Genomic DNA, 26,802 nt, shown 5'->3' with positions numbered 1-26,802 from the left:
GTTCATGGCCGGGCCTGCGCCCTTGTAGGGCACGGTGGTGAGCTTGACGCCCGCCTGGTGCATGAACAGCATGCCGCACAGCTGGGAGACGGCGCCGATGCCGGCATTGGCCAGCGAGACCTTCTCCTGGTTCTTCTTCACGTAGTCCAGCAGCTCGGCAAAGTTGTTGGCCGGGAAGTCCTTGCGCGACAGCAGGGTCATGGGCACGTCCAGCACCTGGCCGATGTACTCGAAGTCCTTGAGCGGGTCATAGGGCAGCTTCTTGTACAGCGCAGGCGCCGTGGCCATGCCCATGTGGTGGATGAGGATGGTGTAGCCGTCGGCCTTGGCCTTGGCCACGCGGTTGGGCGCAATGGTGCCGCCCGCACCCACGGTGTTCTCGACCAGCACGCTCTGGCCCAGCACCTGGCCCATGGGCACGGCCAGCAGGCGCGCCACCACATCGGTGGGGCCGCCAGCGCTGTAGGGCACGACGAGGACGACGGGCTTCTCAGGCCAGGCCGCAGCCAGGGCGCCGGTGGTCGTCCCGCCGGCGGCAAGGGCGCAGGCGGCGGCCGCTGCGTAAACGAGGCGGCGGCGGAAAGAAGTGGTGCGTTGCATGGTTTGTCTCCTGTGCACTTTGGTGGAAGCGGGAGGCGCTCTGTGGTGGCGCCTTTCCCATGGATTCGCCGGCCGGGGCCGGCGCGAAAACTCAGTCAAGAACTCAGTCAAGCAGGCGCTGCACGCGCGGCCAGTGCGCGATCTGCCACAGCCGCGCTAAGGCGGCCTGGGCGGGGTCGTCCTGCAGGGCACCGCCATAGGCGATCAGTCGCAGCGCCTTGGCCGTGATCTCCTCGCGCGACAGCGTATTGCCCGGATCGCCCTTGGGCTCTTCCACGCGGCCGTGCAGCGTGCGGCCATCGGTGGTGAGCACGGTGACCTTGCCTATCCAGCGCTGCGGGTAGGCGGCATCGACCTCGGGGTCCAGCACCATGCCCACCTTCTCGCGCAGGGCCACGGTGGTGGCGGCCAGGTATTCGTTGTCGAACTCGTCCAGGCCCGCATGGCCGTGGCGCGCGGCCAGCGCCAGCACCGTGCCCATGGAGAACTTGCTCTGGTGCACCGTGCCGGGATCGACCACGGGGCCCAGCACGTCGATGGCGCCCTGGTGCACGTGGCAGGTGACCTGCGCCAGGTCGGCGGGGGCCAGGCCGTGGTCCTGCATGACCTGCAGCAGCGCGTCGGCGGCCGGGTGCGTGTGGCGGCAGGAGGCATGCCATTTGAACGAGGTCTCGGCCGTGGCCCAGCGCGTGCCGATGCCGTCCGTGAGGCGCGTGGGATCGGCGTCCGTGGACATGCCTGCCGCCAGGCCCTGCGGCCCGGTGAAGATGTCCTGCGCACCGGTGAATCCGTCCCGGGCCAGGTAGGCCGACATCAGGCCCGCAGCGGCCGCATGCGCCGTGTGCAGCTGCTTGCTGTCGGCGCCCGTGCGCAGGAACTCCCACAGCCCTGCCGACTGCGTGCCGGCCGAGCCGAAGGCATGCTGCATCTGCGCGGGCGTGAGGCCCAGCAGCCGGCCCACGGCGGCCGCGGCGGCCAGGGTGCCGGCCGTGGCCGTGGTGTGGAAGATGCGGTAGTGGCTGCGGCCCAGGAACTCGCCCACGCGGATGCCGACCTCATAGCCGGCCACGCAGGCGGCCATGAGTTCGGCGCCGCTGGCGCCGATGCTCTGTGCCACGGCCAGCGCGGGCGGGAAGACCACGGCCGCGGGGTGGAAGACCGAGCCGTTGTGCACATCGTCCTGCTCGGCCACATGCGAGGCCGCGGCATTGGCCAGGGCCGCCATCATGGGCGAGGTGGTGTCGGCACTGCCCAGGATCTCGCTAGGCCCCTGCGCCGGTCCCTGGGACAGCGCAAAGCGCGTGATGCTCTGCACGGGGCGCGCGCCCTGGCCTGCGAGCACGGAGCCGAACCAGTCCACCCAGAGGTCTTCGGCGCGCTGCTGAACGGCGGCAGGAACGTCGTCCCAGCGCAGCGAGGCAGCGAATTGGGCCAGCGGATGGATGCTCACTTGGGTGTCGTTTTTCATGGGTTGGGTCTCCGGCGCATTCTTGGGCATGCGCCCTGGTTTCAGGGGGCGGTTTTTCCCGGGGTCGGGCACAGGGCACTGATGCGCTCGGCGCTCCAGCCCAGCTCGGCCAGGATGGCGGCGCTGTGCTCGCCCACGGCGGGCACGGCCTCCATGCGGTAGTCGAAGGCGCTGTTGGCACCGGGGGGCAGCAGCGCCTGCACGGGTCCGGCCGGCGTGTCCACGCTGCACCAGCGCTGGCGTGCGGCCAGCTGGGGATGGGCCCACAGGCCGGCCATGTCGTTGACGCGCGCATTGGCGATGCCCGCCGCATCCAGCCGCTGCACCACCTGTGCGGCATCGAGCGCGTTGAACACGCCCAGGATCAGCGCACGCAGCTCCTCGCGGTTGGCGTTGCGGCGCGCATTGCTGTCAAAGCGCGCATCCGTGGCCAGCTCGGGCTGCAGCAGCACCTGTTCGCAAAAGAGCTTCCACTCGCGTTCGTTTTGCAGGCCCAGCATCACCGTGCCCCCGTCACCCACGTCCTTGCCGGCCTCGAAAGGCCCGTAGGGATAGATGCTGGCGTGCGAGGCGCCGGTGCGCGGCGGCGGCGGCGCGCCGTCGAAGGCGTAGTACATGGGGTAACCCATCCACTCGCCCAGCGCCTCCAGCATGGACACGTCGATGTGGCTGCCCTCGCCCGTGCGCCCGCGCAGCAGCAGGGCCGACAGGATGTTGGTGTACGCATACATGCCGGCCGCGATGTCGGCCACCGAGATACCGGCCTTGGACGGCACCTCGGGCGTGCCCGTGACCGAGAGAAAGCCCGCCTCGCTCTGGATCAGCAGGTCGTAGGCCTTCTTGTCGCGGTAGGGGCCGTCAGCGCCGTAGCCGCTGATGTCGCAGACGATGAGGCGCGGAAAGCGCTCGCGCAGCGCCGCATAGGACAGGCCCATGCGCGCGGCCGCGCCGGGCGCCAGGTTCTGCACCAGCACGTCGGCACCCTCCAGCAGCTGCAGCAGCGCCTGCATGGCCTCGTCCTGCTTGAGGTCCAGAGCCAGGCTCTGCTTGCTGCGGTTGATCCAGGTGAAGTGCGAGGACTGGCCCTGCACGCGCTGGTCATAGCCGCGCGCAAAGTCGCCGCTGCCGGGCCGCTCGACCTTGATCACGCGCGCGCCCAGGTCGGCCAGCTGGCGCGTGCAAAACGGTGCGGCCACCGCATGTTCCAGCGAGACGACGGTGGTGCCGTCCAGGGGCCTCAGGCGTTGCTGTGTCATGCGCAGTGCCTTCAGAACGAGCGGGGGAGACCGAGGATGTGCTCGGCCACGTAGGAGTAAATGAGATTGGTCGAGATCGGCGCCACCTGGTACAGGCGCGTCTCGCGGAACTTGCGCTCCACGTCGTATTCGCAGGCAAAGCCGAAGCCGCCGTGGAACTGGATGCAGGCATTGGCCGCCTCCCAGCTGGCCTTGGCCGCCAGGTACTTGGCCATGTTGGCCTGGGCGCCCATGGCCTGGTTGGCGTCGAACATCTCGCAGGCCTTCCAGCGCATGAGGTTGGCGGCCTCGACCTCGATGAAGGCATCGGCAATGGGGAACTGCACGCCCTGGTTCTGGCCGATGGGGCGGCCGAACACGTTGCGGTCGCGCACGTAGTTGGTCACGCGGTCCAGGAACCAGTAGCCGTCGCCAATGCATTCGGCCGCAATCAGCGTGCGCTCGGCATTGAGGCCGTCGAGGATGTACTTGAAGCCCTTGCCTTCCTCGCCGATCAGGTTCTCCTCGGGGATTTCCAGGTTCTCGAAGAACAGCTCGTTGGTCTCGTGGTTGACCATGTTGGGGATGGGGCGCACGGTCAGGCCGCTCTTTTGCGCCTCGGCCAGATCCACCATGAAGATGGACATGCCCTCGCTCTTTTTCTTCACGTCGGCCAGCGGCGTGGTGCGCGCCAGCAGGATCATCCAGTCGCTGTGCTGCACGCGGCTGATCCAGACCTTCTGGCCGTTGACCACGTATCGGCCATCCTTCTTGACGGCGCTGGTCTTGATCTTGGTGGTGTCCGTGCCCGTGGTGGGCTCGGTCACGCCCATGGACTGCAGGCGCCATTCGCCCGAGGCGATGCGCGGCAGGTACTTCTCCTTTTGCGCCTGCGAGCCGTGGCGCAGCAGCGTGCCCATGTTGTACATCTGCCCGTGGCAGGCGCCCGAGTTGCCGCCGCAGCGGTTGATCTCTTCCATGATCACGCTGGCCTCGGTCAGGCCCAGGCCCGAGCCGCCGTACTCCTGCGGGATCAGCGCGGCCAGCCAGCCGGCCTTGGTCAGCGCGTCCACGAAGGTCTCGGGATAGGCGCGCTGCTCGTCGATCTTGCGGAAATACTCGTCGGGGAACTCGGCGCACAGCGCACGGATGGCGTCGCGGATTTCGGGGAAATTGTTGGAAAGCGTGTGTTCGATCATGGTGGTCTCAAGGCTCGGTGTTCAGGGGTCTCAGGCCAGGGTGGCTTTTCCGGTCATGGTCAGCCAGCCTTCGTGGTCTTGCGCCCAGAGTTCAATGGTCTTGCCGTCCGCAGAAGGCTTGCCGTGCACGCTGAAGGCATGCAGGTCGAAGGTGGGGCGCACGGCCTTGAACTCGAAGGACAGCACCTGCGCCTGGGGCAGCTCGCGGCGCAGCAGGTCCAGCAGCAGCGTGGCGATCAGCGGGCCGTGCACGATCAGGCCCGGATAGCCTTCGACACCCGTTACATAGCGGCGGTCGTAGTGGATGCGGTGGCCGTTGAAGGTCAGGGCCGAGTAGCGGAACAGCAGCACGTCGTCGGGAACGATGGTGCGCGACCAGGTTTGCTGGCCGTCCAGCGGCGGCTTCTGCGGCGTGGGCGCGGGATCGCCGGGCTGGGCAGCGGCGCGGTAGACGATGTCGTGCTCCTCGGTCAGCGCCAGGCCCTGGTCGTTGCTGTAGGCATGCTCGACCAGCACGAACAGCAGCTCGCCCGAGCGGCCGCTCTTGTGGCTGACCGAGCCGATGGTGGAGCGGCGCTGCACCTTCTGGCCCACCTGCAGCGCGTTGCCTGCCTCCCAGCGCAGGCGCCCGCCGGCCCACATGCGGCGCGGCAGCGGCACGGGCGGCAGAAAGCCGCCACGGCGCGGGTGGCCGTCGGGGCCGAGCTCGCTTTGGCGTGCATGGGGCAGGAAGTACATCCAGTGCCACAGCGGCGGCAGCGCCGTGCCGTCGGCGGGCTCAGGGTCTTCCCGGTCCAGCGTGGCCGACAGCGCGGCCACGGGCGCGGCCGTGATGCTGTCTGCCAGGGTTTCGCTGCGGCCCTGCCAGGACTGAAGGTGCGCCAGCGCGGCGGCGTCGAGGGTGTCGGTAGCTTGCTTGTCTGTCATGGCCGCCATGGTCGGTGCAAGCGCGGCGGCCCGCAATCCGCGTTTTCTTAAGCAAGCCTTTGGCCGCGCTGAAGGCTGGGCCGGCGCGGCCTGTCCGCCGCTGCTTTCATTCCCGCGAAGTCCGCCCTTGTGATTGGCGAATGGCGCGGTGCGGCGTTTGCCGGCATCCTTGGTCCCGACTTCTTTCCAACGAACACTGAACGGGGACGACAGGCCATGGCGCAGAAAATGATGCAGGACAAGGTAGTGGTGGTGACGGGTGCCGGCGGCGGCATCGGGCGCGACATGGCGCTGGCCATGGCGGCCGAGGGCGCCAAGGTGGTGGTCAACGACATCGGCACCTCCACCACGGGCGAGGGCACGGACGCCGGCCCGGCCCAGAAGGTGGTCGATGAGATCAAGGCCGCAGGCGGCCAGGCCGTGGCCAACACCGACAGCGTGGCCGAGGCCGCCAGCGCGGCCCGCATCGTGCAGTGCGCCGTGGACAGCTTCGGCCGCATCGACGGCGTGGTCAACAACGCCGGCATCCTGCGCGACCGGTTCTTCCACAAGATGAGCCTGGACGAGTGGGACGCCGTCATCAAGGTCCACCTGTACGGCAGCTACTACATGAGCCGCGCGGCCGCCAACCATTTCAAGGAGCAGGAAAGCGGCGCCTTCGTGCACATGACCTCGACCTCGGGCCTGATCGGCAACCTGGGCCAGGCCAACTACAGCGCGGCCAAGCTGGGGCTGACGGCCCTGTCCAAGTCCATTGCGCTGGACATGCAGAAGTTCAACGTGCGCTCCAACTGCATCGCGCCGTTCGCCTGGAGCCGCATGATCGGCTCCATCCCCACCGACACGCCCGAGCAGCAGGCGCGCGTGGCCAAGATCCAGCAGATGACGCCCAACAAGATCGCCCCGCTGGCCGTCTACCTGCTGTCCGACGCGGCCCGCGACGTGAACGCCCAGGTCTTCGCCGTGCGCAACAACGAGATCTTCGTCATGAGCCAGCCGCGCCCGCTGCGCTCGGTGCACCGCAGCGAGGGCTGGTCGCCCCAGTTCATTGCCGAGCACGGCATGCCTGCGCTCAAGGCGTCGTTCGTGCCGCTGGACCGGTCCGCCGACGTGTTCAGCTGGGATCCTGTTTGAACGACACCCCCTGAGGCGCTACGCGCCTTCCCCCTCTCTACTCGCTTCGCGAGGGAGGGGGACGACACCCTCGGTGCGGGGCGGCCCTTCCTCGGTGTCCCTGAGTCGGGCCGCGCCAGTTGCGAGGGTTGAAGCGCCAGCGCAATCAAACACTGAGAGGAACCGTGATGGCCATCAGCTATCAGCACCTGAAACAGCGCCCCTTCGAGCCCGTGCGCCAGCACTATGGCGAGCGCGACACCATGCTCTATGCCTTGAGCCTGGGCCTGGGCAGCGATCCGCTGTGCGCCGACGCCCTGCCCTTTTTCTACGAAGGGGCGCCGGGCGGGCTGCGCGCCCTGCCCTCGCAGGCCGTGGTGCTGGGCTACCCGGGCTTCTGGGCGCGCGAGGCCGACACGGGCATCGATTGGGTGAAGCTGCTGCATGGCGAGCAGCGCATGCGGCTGCACCGCCCGCTGCCGGCCAGCGCCGACGTGGTGGGCCACAACCGCATCACGCACCTGACGGACAAGGGTGAGGGCAAGGGCGCCATCATGGTCACCGAGCGGCGCCTGGAGACCACTGGCGGCGAGCTGCTGGCCACCGTGCAGCAGGTCAGCTTTCTGCGCGGCGATGGCGGCTACAGCCTGCTGGACGGCGGCCAGCCCAGCGACGCGCCCCTGGCGCCGCTTCGCCCCACGCCGGAGGACCGCGCGCCCGACTTCACCGACACCCAGGCCATACGCCCCGAGGCCGCGCTGCTGTACCGCCTGATGGGCGACTACAACCCGCTGCATGCCGACCCGGCCGTGGCGCGCAAGGCCGGTTTCGAGCGGCCCATCCTGCATGGCCTGGCCAGCTACGGCCTGGTGGCCCATGCCGTGCTGCGCCAATGCGGCGACCGCAATCCCGCGCGCCTGAAGGCGCTGGATGTGCGCTTCACCGCGCCCGTCTATCCCGGCGAAACCCTGGTCACCGAGATCTGGCGTACGCCCGATCAGCCCTGCCAGCTGCAGTTGCGCGCCCGCGTGCTCGAACGTGACAAGGTCGTTCTGAGCCACGGCTACGCCGAACTCGCTTGAATGGATCACCCCCTGAGTCGCTGTGCGCCTTCCCCCTCTCTCGCTTCGCGGGAGGAGGACGACACCCTCGCTGCGGGGCGGCGCGGCCGGCCCAGGCCCTTGCTCGGTGTCCCTGGCTTGGGACATGCCGATTTGGACGTCTCGTCAAAGGTGCGCATAGGAGCAAGCAAGACATTCCAGCTTTTGATCTCAAAGAATCCAACCTCGGCACCATGACTACATCACCTGAAACCTCCCCCGTATTGATCTCCGTCCAGGACGGCATAGGCACGATCACGCTGAACCGGCCCGAGGCCCGCAACGCGCTCAACCAGGCCATGCGCCCGGCCCTGGCCGCCGCCGTGGCGCAGATGCGTGACGATGCGCAGGTGCACACCGTCATCCTCACGGGCGCGGGCGGCGCCTTCTGCTCGGGCGGCGACATCAGCCAGATGATGGATGCCAGCCAGGCCGGCCTGCCCTGGCGCCAGCGCATGCGCAGCCTGCACCAGTGGTTTCCCGAGCTGGTCAACCTCGAAAAGCCCGTGATCGCCGCCGTGGACGGCCCGGCCTTCGGCGCGGGCCTGAGCCTGGCGCTGGCCGCCGACTTCGTGCTGTGCACGCGGCGCGCGAAGTTCTGTGCCGTGTTCGGCCGCATCGGCCTGGTGCCCGACCTGGGCGCCATGCACATGCTGCCGCGCATCGTGGGCCTGCAAAAGGCCAAGGAGCTGGTCTTCACCGCGCGCACCGTGCAGGCCGACGAAGCCAGGTCGCTGGGCATGGTCTACGAGATCGTGGAAGACGGCGAGGCCCTGCAGGCCGCCGCCGTGGCGCTGGCGCGGCGCTTCGGCGAGGCATCCACGGCCGCCATCGGCATGGCCAAGACGGCCATGAACCAGGCCTTCGAGCTGGACGCACGCGCCATGGCCGAGCTGGAAGCCTATGCCCAGACGATGTGCCGTGGCTCCGACTACCACCAGGAGGCGGTGCAGCGCTTCAAGGACAAGCAGCCCACGCGCTTCGACTGGGACCGCGCGCCATGAGCGTGCTGTCGCCGGACGCCCTGCAAGAAAGGCTGCAGGCCCTGATCCGCCCCGGCGACACCCTGTGGTGGGGCCAGGCCACGGCCGAGCCGCTGACGCTCACGCGCGCCGTGGTCGCGCAGCGCCATGCACTGGCCCGGCACGGTGGCCAGGGCCGGCTGCGCGTCTTCGTGGGCATGGGCGCATCGGACACGCTGCAACCGGCGCATGCCGACGCCATCGACTTCTTCGGCTACGCGGCCGGCGGTCCCCACCGCGCGCTGGCCCAGGCGGGCGTGCTGGACATCCTGCCCAGCCACTACTCCCACCTGCCCGGCCTGATCGACGAGGGCCTGCTGCCTGCCGACGTGGTGCTGCTCCAGGTCTCGCCACCCGATGCACAAGGCCGCTACAGCCTCGGCCTGGTCCATGAATACCTGCCGGCCGCCATACGCAAGGCGCGCGTGCTGATCGGCGAGGTCAACCCCGCCATTCCGTGGACGCACGGCAGCCTGCACCTGCAGGCCGGCGACTTCGCCCTGCTGGTCGATGCCGAACACCCTCCGCTGGACCAGGCGCGCAGCGCCCCCGGCCCTGCCGAGCAGACCATTGCCGGCCATGTGGCCGCCCTCATCGAAGACGGTGCCACGCTGCAGGTGGGCGTGGGCAACCTGCCCGAGGCCGTGCTCGCCGCCCTGCACGGCCACCGCGACCTGGGCCTGCACAGCGGCGCCGTGGGCGACGGCATTGCAGCCCTGGCCGAAGCCGGCGTGCTGACCCACGCGCGCAAGAGCCAGGACCGCGGCGTGGGCATCGGCGGCATCCTCATGGGCGGCGAATCGCTCAGGCGCTGGGCACACCGCAACCCCGCCCTGCAACTGCGCGAGACGCGCTACACGCACGATCCCGAGGTGCTGGCCGCCAGCCACAGGCTGGCCGCCATCAATTCGGCGGTGGAGGTGGACCTCACGGGCCAGATCAACTCCGAGGTGGCGGGCGGCGTCTACGTGGGCGCCGTGGGGGGCGCCGTGGACTTTCTGCGCGGCGCGGCACGCAGCCGCGGCGGCCTGCCCATCATCGCCCTGCCCGCCACGGCCAGGGGCGCCACGCGCATCGTCGCGCGGCTGTCCGGCCCCGTCAGCACGCCGCGCAGCGATGCCGGCCTCATCGTCACCGAACACGGCGTGGCCGACCTGCGCGGCCAGACGCTGTCGCGCCGCGTGAAACGGCTGATCGACATCGCGGCGCCGGAGCACCGCGCCGACCTGGAACAACAGGCGCATACCCTGCTGCGCCAATGCGGCGCAGCCTTTTCCCGATCCACTGATCCACTGATCCACTGATCCACTGATTCCCAAGGAGACAACACCATGCGCAGAGCCGCCATCGTCACCCCCCTTCGCACGCCCGTGGGCACCTTCGGCGGCAGCCTGCGGCCGGTATCGGTCGAGGAGCTGGCCGCCACCACGGTGCGCGCCGTGGTCGAGAAAAGCGGCATCGACCCCGCACGCATCGACGACGTGGTCTTCGCCCAGTCCTACGCCAGCAGCGAGACGCCCTGCGTGGGCCGCTGGGCCGCGCTGCAGGCCGGCCTGCCGGTGACGGTGCCGGGCATGCAGCTGGACCGGCGCTGCGGCGGCGGCCTGCAGGCCGTGGCCACGGCGGCCATGATGGTGCAAAGCGGCGCCGCCGACGTGGTGATCGCAGGCGGCGTGGAGAGCATGAGCAACATCGAGTACTACAGCACCGACATGCGCTGGGGCGCGCGCTCGGGCAATGTGCGCTTCTACGATCGGCTGGACCGCGGCCGCGAGCGCTCCCAGCCCGTGGAGCGCTTCGGAAAGATTTCGGGAATGATCGAGACCGCCGAGAACCTGGCGCGTGACTACGGCATCAGCCGCGAGGCAGCCGACGCCTATGCCGTGCGCAGCCACCAGCGCGCCGCCGCCGCCTGGGAGGCGGGCCGCTTCGCCGACGAGATCGTCCCCGTCAAGGTGCCCCAGCGCAAGGGCGACCCCGTGCTGTTCACGCGCGACGAGGGCTTTCGCGCCGACGCCACCACCGACAGCATGGGCAAGCTGCGCGTGCTCATGCCCAATGGAACGGTCACGGCCGGCAACGCCAGCCAGCAGAACGACGCCAGCGCCGCCTGCCTGATCGTGGCCGAGGACAAGCTGGCCGAACTGGGCCTCACCCCCATGGCCACCCTGGTGGGCTGGGCCGCCGCAGGCTGCGAGCCCTCGCACATGGGCATAGGCCCCGTGCCCGCCGTCAAGAAACTGCTGGCACGCCTGAACCTCACGCTGGACCAGATGGACCTGGTCGAACTCAACGAAGCCTTTGCCTGCCAGGTGCTGTCCGTGCTCAAGGGCTGGGAGTGGAACGACCAGGGCGCCATCGACCACAAGCTCAACGTCAACGGCTCTGGCATCTCCCTGGGCCACCCCATCGGCGCCACCGGCGTGCGCATCCTGGCCACCCTGCTGCACGAACTGGAGCGCCGCAAGGGCCGCTATGGGCTGGAGACCATGTGCATAGGCGGCGGCCAGGGGATTGCGGCGGTGTTCGAGCGGGTGTGAGGAACCCGTCATGTCGACACGTCCAGTGAATCTGAGCCAGCAACAACATCGAATCGTTGAAGCTCAGACCCACGCGACCAAGCTGGAAGCGCTACGGCAAGCGGCTATGCGGGGGTGGGCGGATGTCGCCTCGGGTCACTACATTGACGTGCCGGATGAAGACTTTGACCTCTTTATCGCGGATCTGGGAAGGCAGGCAGCCAGCCGAATGAAGGCTGGTGCCTGACGGCGGCCTCCTCAATCCGCCCGCGCCCCCGACGCCTTCACGATCTCTTCCCACTTGCGGGCTTCGGCCTGGATGTAGCGCGCGAACTCGGCGGGCGTGGAGCCCACGGGCTCGGCGCCCAGGCGGCGGTATTGCGCAGCGATCTGGGGTTCGGCAAGCACGCGGCGGGACTCGGTCCACAGTTTCTGCACCACGTCCTGGGGCGTGTTCTTCGGCGCCCACAGTCCGTACCAGGTGCTGGTGCGAAAGCCGGGCATGCCGGCCTCTTCCATGGTGGGCACATCGGGCAGGGAGGGCGAGCGACTGGCGGAGGTGACGGCCAGCGCACGCAGCCGGCCCGAGGCGATGAAGGGCATGGCCGAGGGCATGGAGTCGAACATGAGCTGGATCTGCCCGCCCATCAGGTCGGTCAGGGCCGGCGAGCTGCCCTTGTAGGGCACATGCTGCATCTGCGCGCCGGTCTTCAAGCGGAACAGCTCGCCCGACAGGTGCTGTGACGACGCATTGCCGGCCGAGCCGAAGTTCACCTGCCCGGGATGGGCCTTGGCCCAGGCGATCAGCTCCTGCACATTGCGCACCGGAAGCTGGCTGCCCACGACCAGCACCAGCGGGACATCGACCAGCTGCGTGACCGGCTCGAAATCGCGGAAGGCGTCATAGGGCGCGCTGGCATAGACGTAGGGGTTGATGACGTGGATGGAGGCGTTGACCAGCAGCGTGTAGCCGTCGGCCGGCGCCTTGGCCACCAGGGCCGCGCCGACCATGCCGCTGGCGCCGGCCTTGTTGTCCACCACCAGCGGCTGGCCCAGCGCCTCGCCCAGCCGCGTGGTGACCACGCGCCCGACCACATCGGTAGGCCCGCCCGGTGGATAGGGCACGACGACGCGGATGGGCGCCTTGGGATAGCCCTGGGCCCCGGCGGATGGCTGCGCGCCTGCCGTTCTCCATGCGGCCAGCGCCGCAGCGGCGCCCAGCAGGGTGCGGCGGGAAAGCGCGGGGCCTGTGCGTTGCGTTGTCATACCTTGTCTCCTTGAATGGCGAGTGCGAGCTTGCCGGTCACGTTGCGGCCGTGCAGCGCATCCAGCGCAGCCGGCAGTTCATGCATGGCGAAGACCTGGCTGACCTGGGGATGGATGCATCCCCGGGCCGCCCAGTCGAGCAGCGTGGCAATGACGGGCTGCAGCTGCGCCGCGAAGGCCTGGCGCTCATCGGCCGGCGTCCAGCCGATATAGCGGCCGTAGAAGAAGCCGTGCAGCGTGAGGTTCTTGACCAGGGCCAGGTTCATGGGCACGGCGGGAATGGCGCCGCTGGCGAAGCCCACGCTCAGCAGTTGCGCGTTCTGCGCAGCGGCGCGCAGCGCCTGCAGCAGCAGATCGCCGCCCACGGGGTCGAAGACGACGGATGCGCCCCGGCCCTGCGTGGCCTGCTTGACCTGGGCGGCCAGGTCCTGCGGGGTGACTGCCTGGTGGGCCCCACGGCGCAGCGCATCGGCGCGCTTGGCCTCGGTGCTGGCGCAGGCGATGACCTGCACGCCGGGCGTCTGCCTGGCAACTTCCACCGCTGCGGCGCCCACGCCCGAACCGGCGCCCAGCACCAGCACCACATCGCCTTCCTGCAGGCGCGCGCGCCAGTGCAGGGCCGTGTAGGCCGTGCCGTAGGACAGGGGAATGGGCAGGGCCTGCAGCCAGGGCATGCCCGCAGGCAGGCGGTAGACGGTGGACGCATGCACCACCGTTTCCTGCGCAAAGGCGCCCCAGTCGGCAATGAAGGCCACGGCATCGCCGGGCTGCAGGTGCTGCACCGCGCTGCCGCATTCCAGCACGCGCCCCACGCCTTCGGTGCCGGGCACGAAGGGCAGCGGCGGGCGCCGCTGGTAGCGGCCCTCGATCAGCAGGCCCGTGGCGTGGCTGACGTTGGCGTAGGCCACGGCAATCCGCGCCTGGTGCGCGCCCAGGGGCTGGCCAGGCCGGTCCATGGACTGCAGGCTGACCACCTCGTGCGGCGCGCCGAATTGATGGCAGACCAGGGCCTGCATGGAGGTGTCCGGGGAGGTGTCCGGAGAGGTGGGTGTGAACGTGGATGTGGAAGCGCTCATGCCATGACCTCCTGCGCGCACTGGTGCACCACGCCGCTGGCCATCCATTGCTCCATCTCCTGCGGCGTGCAGCCGGCGTCGGCCAGGATCTGGCGCGTGTGCTCGCCCGTGCGCGGCGCGGCGCCAAGGGATGCACCGCAGGCTGCTGCGTCTGCCGGCCAGGGTGATGCCGCATACAGCAGCGGCCCGAACCCGGGCTGCGCCAGCGTGGCGAACGATGCGCGGTGCACGGCCTGGGGATGCGCCACCACATCGGCCAGCGTGCGCACGCCCGCATGCAGGGCGCCCTGCGCCGCCAGGCGCTGCTCCCAGTGGGCGCGCGGCTGCTGCGCCAGCAAGGCCTGCAGCCCGGCATGCAGGACATGGCGGTGGGCCATGCGGCCCGCATTGGAGGCAAAGCGCGCGTCCTGCAGCCAGTGCGGCAGGTCCAGCGCGCGGCACAGCCGCTCGAACTGGTCGTTGTTCAGGGCCAGCACGGTGATGAAGCCATCGGCCGTGGCGAACACGCCGTTGGGGGCGCTCACGCCTTCGGCGGGCAGGCCGCCGCGCAGCCTGTCTTCGGCCAGCACCGTGGATTGCAGGGCGCAGCAGACCTCGAACAGGTTCAGTTCCACATGGCGCCCGCGCCCGCTGCGCGCCTTGCCCAGCAGGGCCGCCGTGCAGGCCTGTGCGGCGTAGACACCGGCCGCGATGTCGGCCAGCAGCAGGCCCACGCGCTGGGGCTGGCCCTGCGCGTCGCGGTTGCTGATCATCAGTCCCGTGTCGGCCTGCATGACGGAGTCGGTGGCGGGCCGGTCGGCATACGGCCCCGTGGGTCCGTAGCCGCTGATGGAGACGTACACCGGGTCCAGGCCGGCCGCGCGCAGGCTGTCGTAGTCCACGCCCATGCGCTGCACGACCTGGGGGCGGAAGTTCTGCACCACGATGTCGGCCTCGCGCGCCAGCCGCAGCAGCAGCGCGCGCCCCTGGTCCTGGCGCGCATCGACGGCAATGCTGCGCTTGCCCGCGTTGTAGGTGGCCGACAGGCTGCTGTGCCCGTTGCGCGAGATGCCCACGTGGCGCGCCCAGTCGCCTTCGGGCGGATCGACCTTGATCACCTCGGCGCCCTGGCGCGACAGCAGGTGGGTGCAGTAGGGGCCGGCCACGCCCTGGCTCAGATCGAGCACACGGTAGTGCGCCAGGGGCGCGGTTTGCAAAGCTTCTTGGTTCACGGTCTGCGGCCTTTCGCCATGGTTTCCTCCATGCTAGGGAGGCAGGGCAGGCGCCACAATCCTCGCCAGCAGGCCAGGCCTGGTGACTCCCGATCAACAATGGCCGGCCCCGGCCCTGCAAAGAATGCCGAGATGGACCTGAACCTGTGCCGCGTCTTCATCGACATCGCCGAGGCCAAGAGCCTCACGCGGGCGGCCGAGCGCGGCGGCATGACGCGCTCCAACGTCTCGCGCCGGCTGCGTGCGCTGGAGACCGAGATGGGCACGCAGCTGCTGCGCCGCACCACGCGCAATGTGGAGCTCACCCAGGCCGGCCAGCTGCTGTACCGGCGCTGCCTGGCCATGATGGAGGAGCTGCAGCGCGCCCGCGATGCCATCCACCAGCTGCGCTCCACCGTGAGCGGCGAGGTGGGCGTGCGCGTGCCCACCGGCTTCGGGCATTTCTATCTCAAGCCCCTGATCCTGGGCTTTTGCCGCGAGCATCCCGACATCCGCCTGCGCCTGCTGATCAACGACCAGATGGCCGACCTCGTGGCCTCCAAGGTCGATCTGGCGGTGCAGATCACCTCCGCGCCGCTGGACGATCTGGTGGCCACGCGGCTGTGCGATGTGCGCTGGAACTTCGTGGCCACGCCCGCCTGCCTGCAGGCGCTGGAGCAGTCGCTGGGCCGGCCCCTGCGCGCGCCTGCCGACCTGCTGCAGGCCCGCCTCATCCTGCCGCTGGCCATGGGCGGCAGGCTGGCCTGGCTGGCCGGCAGCGGCGACGATGGCTTCTCCGCTGCCCTCGATGTGCTGCCCTCGCTGCAATCGGGCGACTACCGCCTGCTGTACGACGCCGTGCTGGACGGCCTGGGCCTGGCCCTGCTCCCGGACTACGTGACCTCGGCCGCGCTGGCCGGCGGCACGCTGGTGGCCGTGCTGGACCAGGTGGTGTTCTCCGGCCTGGGCAATGCCATGTACCTGGTGCGCATGCCCGACCGCCAGCCCACCATGGCGGCCCGCGCCTTCCAGCAGTTCCTGCGCGAGGCCATCGTCACCGCCGCGCCCAGCTGGCAGGCGGGCGCCGAGGAGGCGGGTGCGGACCTGTCTTCCTAGGACGTCCTAACAGCCGGCAAACCCCGGCTTAGGCAAAAGCAGATTCCCAAGAAGCGCCGGCGTGCGCACCATTGCCTGCATGTCCGGCGCAGACCGGGCGCGCCGCCGTGCAGGCCACGGCAGCGCCTCATTCATTTTTTGCAGGAGACATGCACATGCCCGCCCAACACCGCCGCAAGGCCCTGGCCACCCTGGCCCATGCCCCGCTTCTGGCGTCCCTGGTGGCCGCCCTAGCCACCCTCCCCGCCGCCGCGCAGGACGCGCAGCCCGTGCGCCTCATCGTGGGCTACTCGGCCGGCGGCCCCGTGGACCAGGGCGCCCGCCTGCTCAGCGTGGCGCTGACCAAGGAGCTGGGCGCCTCGGTGGTGGTGGAGAACAAGCCCGGCGCCAACGCCACCATGGCCGGCAGCGAGGTCGTGCGCGCCAGGCCCGATGGCCTCACGCTGTGGTTCGCGGCCAGCCCCACCATCACCATCAGCCCCAACGTGATGAGCAAGATGTCCTTCGACCCGGCCCGTGACCTCACGCCCGTGGCGCCCGTGCTCAGCTACTACAACGTGCTGGTGGTCAACAACAACGAGCCCTACAAGACCACGGCCGAGCTCGTGGCCTATGCCAAGGCCCATCCGCAAAAGCTCAACTACGGCTCGGCCGGCGTGGGCGGCTCCAACCATCTGGGCGCGCTGCTGTTCGCGCGGCGCAGCGGCATCGAGATGAACCACATCCCCTACAAGGGCAACGCACCGGCCATGACCGACGTGATCGGCGGCCAGCTGAGCATGATGCTGGACATCATCAGCACCGCCAGCACCTACATCCAGAGCGGCAAGGTGCGCGCCGTGGCCGTGACCTCGCCGCAGCGCAATGCCTCGCTGCCCGATGTGCCCACCTTTGCCGAGTCCGGCATCGAAGGCCTCAAGGGCTTCGACGTGGGCGGCTGGTATGGCGTCTACGGCCCCAAGGGCATGTCGCCCGAACTCGTGGCCCGCCTGAACAAGTCCATCAACGCCGCCCTGGCCCAGCCGGAGCTGCGCAAGCGCCTCAAGGAACTGGGCTACGAAGAGTGGACCGGCGCCCCCCAGAAACTGGCCGAGCGCGGTGCCAAGGAGCGCGCGATGTGGGCCACCGTCACCCAAGGCATTGTGGTGGACTGAGGGATACGCGGAGCATGAGTCAACGAATACACCATCTGCTGGACCGCTGGCTGGCCGAAGCGCCGCAGCGTCCCTTCATCCACCTGCCCGACGGCAGCAGCCTGAGCTTTGCCGACCTGGGCGCGCTGGCGGACACGGCCGAGGCCGAGTTGCGCGCGCTGCAGGTGCGGCCCGGCGACCGCGTGCTGGTCGTGGCCGAGAACTGCCCCGAGCATGCGGCGCTGATCCTGGCCTGCAGCCGCGTGGGCGCCTGGTCCTGCGGCGTGAACGCACGCATGGCGCCCGGCGAGATCGATGCCTTTGCGGCCAAGGCCGATGCGCGCGTGGTGTATTTCACCTCGGCCGCATCGGACAGCGCCAGCGGCCACGCGCGGCGCTTTGGCGCAGGCGACTCGGCCCTGGCCGGCATGCAGCACAGCCCCGTGCGCGCGCAGGCCGTGGCCGAATCCGGCGCGCTGCAGGACGAGGTGGCGGCGCTGATCTTCACCTCGGGCACCACGGGCACGCCCAAGGGCGTGATGGTGGGGCATGACGCGCTGACGCTGTTCGCGCGCGTCTCGGCCGCATCGCGCGGCCTGGGTCCGCAGGACCGCAGCTACGCCTTCGTGCCCATGACCCACATCTTCGGGCTGGGCACGGTGCTGCTGGCCTCGCTGCATGCGGGCGCGCAGATGGTGATGCGCCCGCAGTTCGACCCCGCCGACCTGCTGGATGCGCTGGCCCGCCACGGCATCTCCCAGCTGCAGGGGCCGCCTGCGCTGTACGCGCGCCTGCTGGCCTATCTGCAGGAACAGGGCATTGCCCACCCGCAGGCGCCAGCGCTGCGCTATGTCTATACCGGCGCCGGCCCGCTGGACCTGACGCTGAAAAAGCGCGTGGAGGCCGCCTTCGGCCAGGCGCTGCACCATGGCTACGGCCTGTCGGAATACGCAGGGTCGGTCCACCTCACGCGCCAGGGCGAGCAGCGGCCCGACACCAGCGCGGGCTACGTGGTGGAAGGCGCGGAAGTGCGAGCCGTGGACCCGGCCACGGGCCGCAGCCTGCCGGTGGGCGAGCGCGGCGAGCTGTGGATACGCGGGCGCGGCCTGATGCACGGCTACTTCCGCGATGAGCAGGCCACGGCCGCCGTGATGCGCGAGGGCGGCTGGTACGCCAGCGGCGACCTGGGCGAGCTGCATGCCGACGGCGCGCTCTTCGTGGTGGGGCGGCTCAAGGAAATGATCATCCGCTCGGGCTTCAACGTCTATCCGGCCGAGGTGGAACTGGCGCTCAACGAGCTGCCCGGCGTGCAGCGCAGCGCCGTGGTCGGGCGGCCCGAGGGCGATGGCAACGAGGAGGTCATCGCCTTTGTCGAGCTGCAGCCCGGCGCCACGCTGGACAGCGCCGCAGCACGCTCCCACCTGCGCGAACGGCTGGCGCCCTACAAGCTGCCCGCCCGCATCGTGCCCCTGTCCGAGCTGCCCACCAGCCCCAACGGCAAGGTGCTCAAGCGCCTGCTGCAGGAACAGGCGCTGCGCGTTTCCTGAGCCCGGGCCGCCCAGCAGTTGCGCCGGCCACCGCTGCCGGTGCAACCTTTGCCTTGCCCTGCCCCTTCCCTGCCCCAAGCCCGGATGTGCGCACGCGCCACTGCCTTCCGGAACCGGCCTCTGCAGCATGGATGCAACACCCCTACATTGCGCATCCGCAGGCCTTGCACCCCATTCATCATGATGTAAAACTATGGCACTCAATGTTTCAATAGTTTTGACAAATTCCGTATTTTTTCGCCTGCCTTGGCCTTGGCTGCAGTTACCGGATCCATCGTGAGATGCATCCCGGCGTGTCGGCCCGGATCTGCACAGGGCATGCATCCTCTCCCCCGCAACCCTATGAATCAAGCCCATGAAAAGAATCCTCAGCCTGTTTTTCGGAGGTATTTTCCTGGTCGCTGCCAGCCTGGTTCATGCGGCCTGGCCAGACCGGCAGATCACGCTGGTTGTACCTTTCCCGGCAGGCGGTGGCACTGATGTCGTGGGGCGCATCATCGCCAAGGAGCTTGCACAACGCCTGCGCGTCAACGTAGTGGTGGAAAACCGCCCTGGCGCCTCGGGCAACATCGGCGCGCGCCAGGTCTCCAAGGCCCGTCCCGATGGATATACGCTGCTGATCTGCACCACGGCCCAGACCATCTCGGGCGCGCTGTACACGCAGGCCGGGTATGACGTGGTCAACGACCTGGAAGCCATCTCCACCATCAACGACAGTCCCCTGGTGCTCATCACACGCCCGGGCCTGCAGCTGTCGTCGGTGCAGGACCTGATCGAGCTGGCGCGGCGCAGCCCCGGCAAGCTGACCTATGCCACGCCGGGCTATGGCAGCGCGGGCCACATGGCGGCCGAGGCCCTGAGCCTGGCCGCCGACATACGCATGCTGCACATCCCCTACCAGGGCGCCGCGCCCATGATGGCCGACCTGGTCAGCGGCCAGGTCGATATCGCCTTCGACCTGCTGATCACGGCCAAGCAGTACGTGAGCCAGGGCAAGGTCAATCGCGTGGGCGTGGCCACGCGCGAGCGCTCGCCCCTCATGCCCGACTGGCAGACGCTCAGCGAGCAAAGCCCGGCCCGGCTCGGCAATTTCAACGAGACCGCATGGAATGTGCTCATGGCACCCAAGGGCACGCCGGCCGCGATAGTGAACGCCATCAATGCACAGATGAAAAATATCCTGGCCGATGAAAAGGTGCAGCGCAAATTCATGGAGCTTGGCAGCATTCCCCTTTGGAAATCCGTGGGCGGCACCAAGGCATTCGTATCCGACGACGCCAGAAAATGGAGAAAGGTGGTCAGTGATGCCGGCATCGCGAAAATCTGAAATACCCCCTTCGCCGCAGAAACTGGCAGGGCCCGATGTCAATGCGCTGCACGAATTGCTCAATGCGCTGAAAAAGCACGGCATCGACATCCCCTTCGAGCGGCTGGGACCCATCCTGGCGGAGCACCAGCTGCTGATGGAGCACCGCGGCCTCGTCAACGAACTGGCGCATGAGGCGGGTCCCTCGCACATCCACACCACCATTTCCCGTCAGAGCAACCATGCGCGGCAGTCCTGAACTTTCCATACGGCAGATGGCCAGCGCGCTGCGCGCCGGCAAGACCACCTCGGAGATGCTGACCAGGGCGGCGCTGGGACGCATCCGCGCCATGGACATCGACATCCATGCCTTCACCAATCTCGATGCCAGCGGTGCCATGGAGGCTGCGCGCAGCGCAGACATGGCACGCGCCGAAAGCGCCGACCTGCCGCTGCTCCACGGCATTGCCGTGGCCATCAAGGACGTCTACGACGTGGCCGGCCTGCCGACCACCTGCCAGTCCTGGCTGAGCCTGGACTATGTGCCCGAGGAGGATTCCACGCCGGTGCGGCGCCTGCGCGATGCCGGTGCCATCATCCTGGGCAAGCTGGCCACGCACGAGTTCGCCATCGGCGCGCCCAGCCCCGACCTGCCCTTTCCCGCGGCCCGCAACCCCTGGGACCTGGCCCATATCCCGGGCGGCTCTTCCTCGGGCTCGGGCGCCGCCATTGCGGCAGGCTTCACGCGGCTGGCCCTGGGCACCTGCACGGGCGGCTCCATCCTCATACCGGCCGCCTGGTGCGGTGCCGTGGGGCTGAAACCCACCTACGGCCGCGTCTCCAAGCACGGCGTGTTTCCGCTGGCCTGGACGCTGGACCACTGCGGCCCGCTGTCGCGCAGCGTGGAGGATGCGGCCATTGCGCTGCAGGTGCTGGCCGGTCACGACCCGCTGGACCCGGCCAGCTCCACCGAACCCGTGGACGACTACTGCACGGGGCTTGAGCAGGGCGTGAAGGGCCTGACCATCGGCGTGCCGCAGGACCACTTCCAGTCGTCGCCCCAGGCGTCGCCCACGTTCCTGTCGGCCTTCGACCGCACGGCCGCGCTGCTGGCCGAGGCCGGCGCCCGTCCCATCCACGTGAGCCTGCCCCACAGCCAGCAGTTCCTGGCCGCCGGCCGCGTCATCCTCAGTGCCGAGATGTTCACCATCCATGCGCAGGACCTGCGCTCGCGCCCGCTGGACTATGGCGAGCTCACGGCGGCGCGGCTGCTGCTGGGCGCCACCGTGTCCTCGGAGGACTACCTGAACGCCCTGCGCGTGCGCCGCATGCTGGCGGCCCGCGTGGACGCGGCACTGGACCGCTGCGACGTGCTGCTGACCGCCATCACCCTGGATACGGCGCCGCGCTTCGATCCCATGCCGCATTTCCGCCACTGGCCGGTGCAGACCCATGCCTTCAACGTGACCGGGCACCCGGCCATCAGCGTGCCGGTCGGCCTGTCGCCGCAAGGCCTGCCGCTGGCCGTGCAGGTGGTGGGTCGCTACTTCGACGAGGCCCGCATCCTGCAGGTGGCCCGTGCCATCGAGCGGCTGACCGGCTGGGAAAACCAGCTGCTGCCCGACGGCACCTGACCGCCGTGCTTGGCTTGGACACAGCCGCAGCAGCAGCCCCGGTCCTCGCTGATCAGCCTGACTTCCTATCAGGCCTCCATGCGGATGATCTGGCGTATGGCCTCGCCACGCGCCAGGCGGTCGAAGCCCTCGTTGATCTGGTCCAGCGTCAGGTGGCCGGTGACCAGGCGGTCCACCGGCAGCCTGCCGGCCGCATGCAGGGCCAGGTAGCGGTCGATGTCGCGGCGCGGCACGCAGCTGCCCATGTAGCAGCCCCTGAGCGTGCGCTCCTCGGCCACCAGGTGCCAGAGAGGGCGCGGCTGCGCCCGTTCTCGTGAGTACGGCGGCGCGTGTCTTCATGATGTCTTCACCAGCTTGCAGCTGCTCCTGGACAGCGGGCGGAAGGCCTCGTCACCGGGGATGGTGGAGAGCACCTTGTAGTAGTCCCAGGGGTATCTGGATTCCTCGGGCTTCTTGATCTGCACCAGGTACATGTCGTGCACCATGCGGCCGTCCTCGCGCACCTTGCCGTTCTGGGCGAAGAAGTCCTCGATGGGCCTGCGCCGCCGCCGTCCACAGCAGGCCATAGCGGCCCGCCGCCGCGCTCAGTCCGCCTGGATGCCGGCCACCTTGACCACCTGGGCCCATTTGCGCAGCTCGCTGCTCAGGCGCTCGCGCATCTGCTGCTGGGTGCCGGGGTCGGCCTCGGCGCCCGCCGTCAGCAGGCGCTGGCGCACGGCGGCATCGCGCAGCGCGGTGTTGAAGTCGGCGTTGATGCGCGCCAGCACGGCGGGCGGCGTGCGGGCCGGCGCAAACAGCGCGGCCCAGGAATAGGCCTCGTACTCGGGCAGGCCCGACTCGGCAATGGTGGGCACCTCGGGCAGCATGGCCGAGCGCTGGCGGCTGGCCACGCCCAGCACCTTGATGCGGCCGGACTTGATGTGCTGCAGCGCGCTGGGCGCATCGGCAAACATCAGCTGCACCTGGCCGCCCAGCAGGTCGTTCATGGCCGGCGCGCTGCCCTTGTAGGGAATGTGCTGCAGCTTGATGCCTGCATGCATGTTGAACAGCTCGCCGGCCAGGTGCGTGCCGCCGCCATTGCCCGAGGAGCCGAAGCTCAGGCCGTTGCCGGACTTGGCCAGCGCGATCAGCTCGCGCACATTGCTGGCGGGCACCGAGGGATGGGCCACCAGGAAGACCGGGAACATGGCCGCAAAGCTCACGGGCGCAAAGTCGCGCTCTATGTCGTAGGTCATCTTCGGCTGCAGCGCCGGGTTCACCGCATGGTGGATGGAGCCCACGAACAGCGTATAGCCGTCAGCAGGCTCCTTGGCCGCAAGGGCCGCACCCACCATGCCGCCGGCGCCCGCGCGGTTGTCCACCAGGTTGGGCTGCTGCCAGATCTCGCCCAGCTTCTGGGTGAAGGCGCGCGCCGTGGTGTCCACGGGACCGCCGGGCGGAAAGGGCACGATGAAGCGCACGGGCCGCGTGGGCCAGGCATCGGCCGCATGGGCCACCCGGGCTGCGGGAAGCAGGCTGCTGGCAGCCAGCGCGCCGCCGGCGGACAGCAGGCGGCGGCGCTGCGACGAAAAGGAAGACGGGCAAGAGGATGGAAAGGAAGACGGGGGCATGGCGAAACTCCGGGCAACGGGCGGCGGCTTGCCGCGCGGCCCATTCTGGGCAAGCCGACCTGCGCCGTGTTTCGCGAATGTGGAAGGCGCGCTTCCAGGGCTCCCAAGCGGTGGAAACCCTGGGAAGCGGTCCACTCCGATGCCGCCTAGTGGCTGATCATCCAGGGCCGCCGCGAGGGCGCGGACTTTGCGCCGTTGGGTGCCGTCACCGTGGCGCTGCGCCGGCCCGATCCGCAGCAGCCGCAGCCTGCCGGGTGCTTGAAGCGCGCATAGCCATGGTCATAGTCGCGCGAGCTGGCGGGCTCGTGGCGCGCGCGCTCGTTGGTGTCCATGGCGCGGCGCGTGCCGTCGGCCATCAGCGCCAGCCGGGGCGCGGCGGCCAGCACGCGCGCGGACGCCGTGCCGCAGCCGGGGCAGGCCGCGGGCTCGTCGCGCAGGCGCAGCGGCCGCAGGGCCTCGAAGCCGCCGCATTGCACGCAGTCATAGTCGTAGGTGGGCATGGGCGGACTCCTTGGCGTCAGCGCAGGTCGGGGGACAGGGGCATGTCGATGCTGCCGTCGAACTGGACGACCGGCCCTGCGGCGTTGGGGTTGATGTCGAAGTCGAAGATGCCCGTGGGCAGCCACAGCGTGGCGCAGGAGTTGGGCACGTCCACCACGCCGCTGATATGGCCCTGCACGGGCGCCGTGCCCAGGATGGAATACGCCTGGGCGCCGCTGTAGCCGAATTTCTTCAGGTATTCGATGGCGTTCAGGCAGGCCTGGCGGTAGGCCACGTTGACATCCAGGTAGTGCTGCCTGCCGCTCTCGTCCACCGAGATGCCCTCGAAGATCAGGTAGTCGTCATAGCGCGGCGTGATGGGGCTGGGCTTGAAGATGGGGTTCTTGATGCCGTACTTGGCCATGCCGCCCTTGATCAGCGAGACCTTCATGTGCACCCAGCCCGCCATCTCGATGGCGCCGCAGAAGGTGATCTCGCCATCGCCCTGGCTGAAGTGCAGGTCGCCCACGCTCAGGCCGGCGCCATCCACATAGACGGGGAAGAACACCTTGGCGCCGCGCGACAGATCCTTGATGTCGCAGTTGCCGCCGTGCTCGCGCGGCGGCACGGTGCGCGCGCCTTCGGCAGCGGCCTTGTCGCGCGCTTCGCCGCGCATCTGGCCCATGTGGGCCGTGCCGGCCGACGGCGGGTTGGCCAGGCCGGGCACGCGGTCGGGGTCGGTGGCGATCAGGGCGCGCTCGCGCTCGTTCCACATCTCCAGCATGGGCCGGTCAGGCAGGCAGCCGATGAGGCCGGGATGGATGAGGCCGGGGAAGTTCACGCCCGGGATATGGCGGGAGCTGGTGAACATGCCCTTGAAGTCCCAGATTGATTTCTGGGCCGAGGGGAAATGGTCGGTCAGGAAGCCGCCGCCATTGTTTTTGGAGAAAAAGCCGTTGAAGCCCCAGAGGCTGTCGGGCTTGGCGCCTATGTCCAGCAGGTCCACCACCAGCAGGTCGCCGGGCTGGGCGCCCTTCACGCCCACGGGGCCGGACAGGTAGTGCACCGTGGTCAGGTCGATGTCGCGCACATCGTCGGCGCTGTCGTTGTTCTTGATGAAGCCGCCGGTCCAGTCGTAGGTCTCCAGGATGAAGTCGTCGCCGGGCTGGACCCAGCAGGCCATGGGAATGTCCGGGTGCCAGCGGTTGTGGACTCTTTCGTTGTCGGTGGGCGGGCGGTTCAGGTCCACCTTGATCAGCGTATCCGTCATGTGCAAAAACCTCCTGGGTGGGTGGGGATCGACAGCGGAGAACGGGCCGGGGTGCGGCGCGCCATTGCCGGCCTTCCTGTGGCGCCACGCTAATGCCAAAGCAGCGGCGCGCCCTCGGTGCGCCGGCAGGCGGCGCAGGGCGGGTATGAAGAAAAGGCCGGGAATGCATAAACACCATAGCAGCCGTGCCCGCCGGCCCGCCTAGGCAGCAACCCTGGGTTGACAGCCGGGCGCCGGCACTGGTGAAGCCACCCTTCCAGATTGGCGAATTGAAGCGGCCCCGCGATGCGGGCATGCTGGCGGACAGCCGCTGCGCCCGCGTGCCGGGTGCAGCGCCAAGAACACCGAGAACGGAGACACCGCCCATGCACCTGAGCGCACAGACCCACTACCAGGCCGAACTCGATGCCGGCCGCTTCTGCATACAGCAGTGCACGCAATGCACGCGCCATGTCTTCACCCCGCGCGAGCTGTGCCCGCACTGCGGTGCCAGCCCGCTGCGCTGGGTGCGCGCCAGCGGCCAGGGCACGGTCTACTCCACCAGCACCGTCGCGCGCAAGAGCGATGCCGGTGGCGACTACAACGTGGCCCTGATCGACCTGGACGAAGGCGTGCGCATGATGGCCCGCGTCGAAGGCATTGCGCCGGCCGACGTGCGCATAGGCCAGCGCGTGAGCGCCCATGTGGCGAGCAAGGACGGACGCGGCCTGGTGCTGTTCCAGCCCGCGCTCGGACAGGCGGCACAGGGATCGCAGGGAGGTGCAGCATGAACACCCGCATCCCCCAATCCACCCTGGACGCCGCCGCCGTGAACCGCCCGCTGCGCGGGCGCGTGGCCATTGCCGGCGCCGCCACCTATGGCTGCGGCGAGGCACCCGGCATGGACGACATGACCCTGCTGGTGCGCGCCGCCCATGCGGCCGTGGCCGATGCGGGCCTGACCATGCAGGACATCGACGGCCTGGCCACCTGCAGCGTCAACGCCAGCATGTGGACCATGCCCGTGATCGAGCACCTGGGCATCAACCCGACCTATGTGGACGGCACGATGATCGGCGGCAGCAGCTTCATCGCCCACCTGCTGCCCGCCATCCGCGCGCTGGAGGCCGGCCAGTGCAAGGCCGTGCTGGTGTGCTACGGCAGCGCCCAGCGCTCGGCCACCTTCGGCCGCAAGGAAGGCCAGGCGGCGCGCCGATTCCTGGACCCGCAGCCCTACGAGTTCCCCTACGAGCCCGTGCTGCCCGTGACCGCCTATGCGCTGGCGGCCGCGCGCCACATGCACGAGTTCGGCACCACGCGCGAGCAACTGGCCGAGGTGGCCGTGGCCGCGCGTGCCTGGGCCCAGCTCAACCCCGAAGCCTTCATGCGCGACCCGCTGACCATCGAGGACGTGCTCTCGGCCCGCCCCATCGCCAGCCCCTTGAGCGTGCGCGACTGCTGCCTGGTGACGGACGGCGCGGGCGCCATCGTGCTGGTGCGCGGCGAGCGCGCCCGCGACCTGCCGCGCCCCCCCGTCTACGTGCTGGGCAATGCCACGGCCATCTGGAACCGCCAGATCTCCTGCATGCCCGACCTCACCACCACGGCCGCTGCGCAGTCCGGCGCCCAGGCCTTCGCCATGGCCGGGCTCACCGCGGCCGACATGGACATGGCCCAGGTCTACGACGCCTTCACCATCAACACCCTGCTGTTCCTGGAGGACCTGGGCTTTTGCGCCAAGGGCGAGGGCGGCGCCTTCGTGTCCAAGGGCGGCATCGCGCCCGGCGGGCGGCTGGCCGTCAACACCAACGGCGGCGGCCTGTCCTGCGTGCACCCGGGCATGTACGGCATCTTTGCGCTGATCGAGGCCGTGCGCCAGCTGCGCGGCGAGGCCGGCCAGCGCCAGCTGGGACGCCACCGCACGGCCGTGGTCCATGGCAATGGCGGCACCCTTTCCAGCCAGTCCACGGCTGTGCTGGGTACGGCCGAAGCGCTTTGATTCCGTAGAGAGA

The 26,802-nt window shown here is 69.3% G+C and carries 25 protein-coding genes and 2 pseudogenes; 14 read left to right on the top strand and 13 right to left on the bottom strand.

The window, feature by feature from the left end; genetic code table 11:
- The 5 genes from JHD82_RS18305 to JHD82_RS18285 form a co-directional block, all read right to left on the bottom strand.
- Nucleotides 1-600 (bottom strand): tripartite tricarboxylate transporter substrate-binding protein (locus JHD82_RS18305; RefSeq protein ID WP_269848150.1); only part of this gene is annotated, 600 nt, incomplete at its 3' end.
- Between the two features lie 103 nt (nt 601-703).
- Nucleotides 704-2,068, bottom strand: a complete 1,365-nt coding sequence (locus JHD82_RS18300; RefSeq protein WP_199137952.1) for an MmgE/PrpD family protein — start codon at nt 2,066-2,068, stop codon at nt 704-706.
- 41 nt (nt 2,069-2,109) lie between these two features.
- On the bottom strand, nt 2,110-3,324 hold the full coding sequence (locus JHD82_RS18295; protein WP_133072642.1) for a CaiB/BaiF CoA-transferase family protein: 1,215 nt from the start codon (nt 3,322-3,324) through the stop codon (nt 2,110-2,112).
- An 11-nt stretch (nt 3,325-3,335) separates the two neighbouring features.
- Complete coding sequence (locus JHD82_RS18290) at nt 3,336-4,502, bottom strand: acyl-CoA dehydrogenase family protein (protein ID WP_034397680.1); 1,167 nt, start codon at nt 4,500-4,502, stop codon at nt 3,336-3,338.
- Between the two features lie 30 nt (nt 4,503-4,532).
- The gene (locus JHD82_RS18285) at nt 4,533-5,438 is read right to left on the bottom strand and encodes a MaoC family dehydratase N-terminal domain-containing protein (RefSeq protein WP_012202136.1); all 906 of its coding nucleotides are present in this window, start codon (nt 5,436-5,438) and stop codon (nt 4,533-4,535) included.
- Nucleotides 5,439-5,645: 207 nt separating this feature from the next.
- Between JHD82_RS18285 and JHD82_RS18280 the strand changes: the two genes are divergently transcribed.
- The 6 genes from JHD82_RS18280 (at nt 5,646) to JHD82_RS18255 (ending at nt 11,430) form a co-directional block, all read left to right on the top strand.
- Nucleotides 5,646-6,563 (top strand): SDR family NAD(P)-dependent oxidoreductase, encoded by a 918-nt coding sequence (locus tag JHD82_RS18280; RefSeq protein ID WP_017406887.1) that lies wholly within the window; start codon nt 5,646-5,648, stop codon nt 6,561-6,563.
- A gap of 167 nt (nt 6,564-6,730) precedes the next feature.
- Nucleotides 6,731-7,624 carry a MaoC family dehydratase gene (locus tag JHD82_RS18275; RefSeq protein WP_197944559.1) on the top strand — a complete coding sequence of 298 codons (894 nt, stop codon included), beginning with the start codon at nt 6,731-6,733 and terminating at the stop codon, nt 7,622-7,624.
- Nucleotides 7,625-7,836: 212 nt separating this feature from the next.
- Nucleotides 7,837-8,646 (top strand): enoyl-CoA hydratase/isomerase family protein, encoded by an 810-nt coding sequence (locus JHD82_RS18270; protein ID WP_199137950.1) that lies wholly within the window; start codon nt 7,837-7,839, stop codon nt 8,644-8,646.
- Entirely contained in the window at nt 8,643-9,968 is a 1,326-nt protein-coding gene (locus JHD82_RS18265) for an acetyl-CoA hydrolase/transferase family protein (protein WP_199137947.1), read from the top strand. Before JHD82_RS18270 ends, JHD82_RS18265 begins: the two co-directional genes overlap by 4 nt.
- 27 nt (nt 9,969-9,995) lie before the next feature.
- On the top strand, nt 9,996-11,204 hold the full coding sequence (locus JHD82_RS18260) for an acetyl-CoA C-acetyltransferase (protein WP_012202131.1): 1,209 nt from the start codon (nt 9,996-9,998) through the stop codon (nt 11,202-11,204).
- 10 nt (nt 11,205-11,214) lie between these two features.
- Nucleotides 11,215-11,430 (top strand): hypothetical protein, encoded by a 216-nt coding sequence (locus tag JHD82_RS18255; RefSeq protein ID WP_199137954.1) that lies wholly within the window; start codon nt 11,215-11,217, stop codon nt 11,428-11,430.
- 11 nt (nt 11,431-11,441) lie between these two features.
- On the opposite strand, the gene JHD82_RS18250 is transcribed toward JHD82_RS18255, so the two are convergent.
- The 3 genes from JHD82_RS18250 to JHD82_RS18240 are packed head-to-tail and all read right to left on the bottom strand — an operon-like array spanning nt 11,442 to nt 14,736.
- Nucleotides 11,442-12,449, bottom strand: a complete 1,008-nt coding sequence (locus tag JHD82_RS18250; RefSeq protein ID WP_034397674.1) for a tripartite tricarboxylate transporter substrate binding protein — start codon at nt 12,447-12,449, stop codon at nt 11,442-11,444.
- Nucleotides 12,446-13,465 carry an NADPH:quinone oxidoreductase family protein gene (locus JHD82_RS18245; protein ID WP_198819887.1) on the bottom strand — a complete coding sequence of 340 codons (1,020 nt, stop codon included), beginning with the start codon at nt 13,463-13,465 and terminating at the stop codon, nt 12,446-12,448. The genes JHD82_RS18250 and JHD82_RS18245 overlap by 4 nt, the downstream gene beginning before the upstream one ends.
- 56 nt (nt 13,466-13,521) lie before the next feature.
- Complete coding sequence (locus JHD82_RS18240) at nt 13,522-14,736, bottom strand: CaiB/BaiF CoA-transferase family protein (RefSeq protein ID WP_199137945.1); 1,215 nt, start codon at nt 14,734-14,736, stop codon at nt 13,522-13,524.
- A gap of 99 nt (nt 14,737-14,835) precedes the next feature.
- On the opposite strand from JHD82_RS18240, the gene JHD82_RS18235 reads away from it, so the two are divergent.
- From JHD82_RS18235 to JHD82_RS18210, 6 genes are all read left to right on the top strand, one after another.
- Complete coding sequence (locus tag JHD82_RS18235) at nt 14,836-15,831, top strand: LysR family transcriptional regulator (protein WP_199137943.1); 996 nt, start codon at nt 14,836-14,838, stop codon at nt 15,829-15,831.
- Between the two features lie 155 nt (nt 15,832-15,986).
- On the top strand, nt 15,987-16,985 hold the full coding sequence (locus tag JHD82_RS18230) for a tripartite tricarboxylate transporter substrate binding protein (RefSeq protein WP_012202126.1): 999 nt from the start codon (nt 15,987-15,989) through the stop codon (nt 16,983-16,985).
- Between the two features lie 14 nt (nt 16,986-16,999).
- Entirely contained in the window at nt 17,000-18,511 is a 1,512-nt protein-coding gene (locus JHD82_RS18225) for a class I adenylate-forming enzyme family protein (protein WP_199137941.1), read from the top strand.
- Nucleotides 18,512-18,866: 355 nt separating this feature from the next.
- Nucleotides 18,867-19,838 carry a tripartite tricarboxylate transporter substrate binding protein gene (locus tag JHD82_RS18220; protein ID WP_199137939.1) on the top strand — a complete coding sequence of 324 codons (972 nt, stop codon included), beginning with the start codon at nt 18,867-18,869 and terminating at the stop codon, nt 19,836-19,838.
- On the top strand, nt 19,816-20,076 hold the full coding sequence (locus tag JHD82_RS18215; RefSeq protein WP_013800077.1) for a hypothetical protein: 261 nt from the start codon (nt 19,816-19,818) through the stop codon (nt 20,074-20,076). The genes JHD82_RS18220 and JHD82_RS18215 overlap by 23 nt, the downstream gene beginning before the upstream one ends.
- Nucleotides 20,060-21,451 carry an amidase gene (locus JHD82_RS18210; RefSeq protein WP_097204699.1) on the top strand — a complete coding sequence of 464 codons (1,392 nt, stop codon included), beginning with the start codon at nt 20,060-20,062 and terminating at the stop codon, nt 21,449-21,451. The genes JHD82_RS18215 and JHD82_RS18210 overlap by 17 nt, the downstream gene beginning before the upstream one ends.
- 68 nt (nt 21,452-21,519) lie before the next feature.
- Here the strand turns inward: JHD82_RS18210 and JHD82_RS18205 are convergent.
- The 5 genes and pseudogenes from JHD82_RS18205 to fmdA all read right to left on the bottom strand — a co-directional run.
- Nucleotides 21,520-21,747: pseudogene (locus JHD82_RS18205) on the bottom strand (alcohol dehydrogenase); the annotation flags it as partial.
- A gap of 39 nt (nt 21,748-21,786) precedes the next feature.
- Nucleotides 21,787-21,996 (bottom strand): annotated as a pseudogene (locus tag JHD82_RS18200) (ABC transporter permease); the annotation flags it as partial.
- A 39-nt stretch (nt 21,997-22,035) separates the two neighbouring features.
- Entirely contained in the window at nt 22,036-23,061 is a 1,026-nt protein-coding gene (locus JHD82_RS18195; protein ID WP_199137937.1) for a tripartite tricarboxylate transporter substrate binding protein, read from the bottom strand.
- A 146-nt stretch (nt 23,062-23,207) separates the two neighbouring features.
- A complete protein-coding gene (locus JHD82_RS18190) occupies nt 23,208-23,561 on the bottom strand; it encodes a zinc ribbon domain-containing protein (protein ID WP_012202119.1) in 354 nt (117 codons plus the stop codon).
- A gap of 17 nt (nt 23,562-23,578) precedes the next feature.
- Nucleotides 23,579-24,811 carry a formamidase gene (fmdA, locus tag JHD82_RS18185; protein WP_012202118.1) on the bottom strand — a complete coding sequence of 411 codons (1,233 nt, stop codon included), beginning with the start codon at nt 24,809-24,811 and terminating at the stop codon, nt 23,579-23,581.
- 365 nt (nt 24,812-25,176) lie between these two features.
- Between fmdA and JHD82_RS18180 the strand changes: the two genes are divergently transcribed.
- Both JHD82_RS18180 and JHD82_RS18175 read left to right on the top strand, forming a co-directional pair.
- Nucleotides 25,177-25,581 carry a Zn-ribbon domain-containing OB-fold protein gene (locus tag JHD82_RS18180; RefSeq protein WP_199137935.1) on the top strand — a complete coding sequence of 135 codons (405 nt, stop codon included), beginning with the start codon at nt 25,177-25,179 and terminating at the stop codon, nt 25,579-25,581.
- Nucleotides 25,578-26,789 (top strand): thiolase, encoded by a 1,212-nt coding sequence (locus tag JHD82_RS18175; RefSeq protein WP_013800069.1) that lies wholly within the window; start codon nt 25,578-25,580, stop codon nt 26,787-26,789. Before JHD82_RS18180 ends, JHD82_RS18175 begins: the two co-directional genes overlap by 4 nt.
- Nucleotides 26,790-26,802 lie beyond the last annotated feature (13 nt).

Source organism: Delftia sp. ASV31 (assembly GCF_016428765.1).
Lineage (GTDB): Bacteria > Pseudomonadota > Gammaproteobacteria > Burkholderiales > Burkholderiaceae_C > Comamonas > Comamonas acidovorans.
The sequence above is the reverse complement of the archived record's forward strand: the minus strand, read 5'-3'. Positions and strand labels throughout refer to the sequence as shown.

Coding starts and splice junctions, on each gene's coding strand:
- JHD82_RS18300 (WP_199137952.1), bottom strand. CDS start 2,068: ATGAAAAACGACACCCAAGTGAGCATCCATCCGCTGGCCCAATTCGCT.
- JHD82_RS18295 (WP_133072642.1), bottom strand. CDS start 3,324: ATGACACAGCAACGCCTGAGGCCCCTGGACGGCACCACCGTCGTCTCG.
- JHD82_RS18290 (WP_034397680.1), bottom strand. CDS start 4,502: ATGATCGAACACACGCTTTCCAACAATTTCCCCGAAATCCGCGACGCC.
- JHD82_RS18285 (WP_012202136.1), bottom strand. CDS start 5,438: ATGGCGGCCATGACAGACAAGCAAGCTACCGACACCCTCGACGCCGCC.
- JHD82_RS18280 (WP_017406887.1), top strand. CDS start 5,646: ATGGCGCAGAAAATGATGCAGGACAAGGTAGTGGTGGTGACGGGTGCC.
- JHD82_RS18275 (WP_197944559.1), top strand. CDS start 6,731: ATGGCCATCAGCTATCAGCACCTGAAACAGCGCCCCTTCGAGCCCGTG.
- JHD82_RS18270 (WP_199137950.1), top strand. CDS start 7,837: ATGACTACATCACCTGAAACCTCCCCCGTATTGATCTCCGTCCAGGAC.
- JHD82_RS18265 (WP_199137947.1), top strand. CDS start 8,643: ATGAGCGTGCTGTCGCCGGACGCCCTGCAAGAAAGGCTGCAGGCCCTG.
- JHD82_RS18260 (WP_012202131.1), top strand. CDS start 9,996: ATGCGCAGAGCCGCCATCGTCACCCCCCTTCGCACGCCCGTGGGCACC.
- JHD82_RS18255 (WP_199137954.1), top strand. CDS start 11,215: ATGTCGACACGTCCAGTGAATCTGAGCCAGCAACAACATCGAATCGTT.
- JHD82_RS18250 (WP_034397674.1), bottom strand. CDS start 12,449: ATGACAACGCAACGCACAGGCCCCGCGCTTTCCCGCCGCACCCTGCTG.
- JHD82_RS18245 (WP_198819887.1), bottom strand. CDS start 13,465: ATGCAGGCCCTGGTCTGCCATCAATTCGGCGCGCCGCACGAGGTGGTC.
- JHD82_RS18235 (WP_199137943.1), top strand. CDS start 14,836: ATGGCCGGCCCCGGCCCTGCAAAGAATGCCGAGATGGACCTGAACCTG.
- JHD82_RS18230 (WP_012202126.1), top strand. CDS start 15,987: ATGCCCGCCCAACACCGCCGCAAGGCCCTGGCCACCCTGGCCCATGCC.
- JHD82_RS18225 (WP_199137941.1), top strand. CDS start 17,000: ATGAGTCAACGAATACACCATCTGCTGGACCGCTGGCTGGCCGAAGCG.
- JHD82_RS18220 (WP_199137939.1), top strand. CDS start 18,867: ATGAAAAGAATCCTCAGCCTGTTTTTCGGAGGTATTTTCCTGGTCGCT.
- JHD82_RS18215 (WP_013800077.1), top strand. CDS start 19,816: ATGCCGGCATCGCGAAAATCTGAAATACCCCCTTCGCCGCAGAAACTG.
- JHD82_RS18210 (WP_097204699.1), top strand. CDS start 20,060: ATGCGCGGCAGTCCTGAACTTTCCATACGGCAGATGGCCAGCGCGCTG.
- JHD82_RS18195 (WP_199137937.1), bottom strand. CDS start 23,061: ATGCCCCCGTCTTCCTTTCCATCCTCTTGCCCGTCTTCCTTTTCGTCG.
- JHD82_RS18190 (WP_012202119.1), bottom strand. CDS start 23,561: ATGCCCACCTACGACTATGACTGCGTGCAATGCGGCGGCTTCGAGGCC.
- fmdA (WP_012202118.1), bottom strand. CDS start 24,811: ATGACGGATACGCTGATCAAGGTGGACCTGAACCGCCCGCCCACCGAC.
- JHD82_RS18180 (WP_199137935.1), top strand. CDS start 25,177: ATGCACCTGAGCGCACAGACCCACTACCAGGCCGAACTCGATGCCGGC.
- JHD82_RS18175 (WP_013800069.1), top strand. CDS start 25,578: ATGAACACCCGCATCCCCCAATCCACCCTGGACGCCGCCGCCGTGAAC.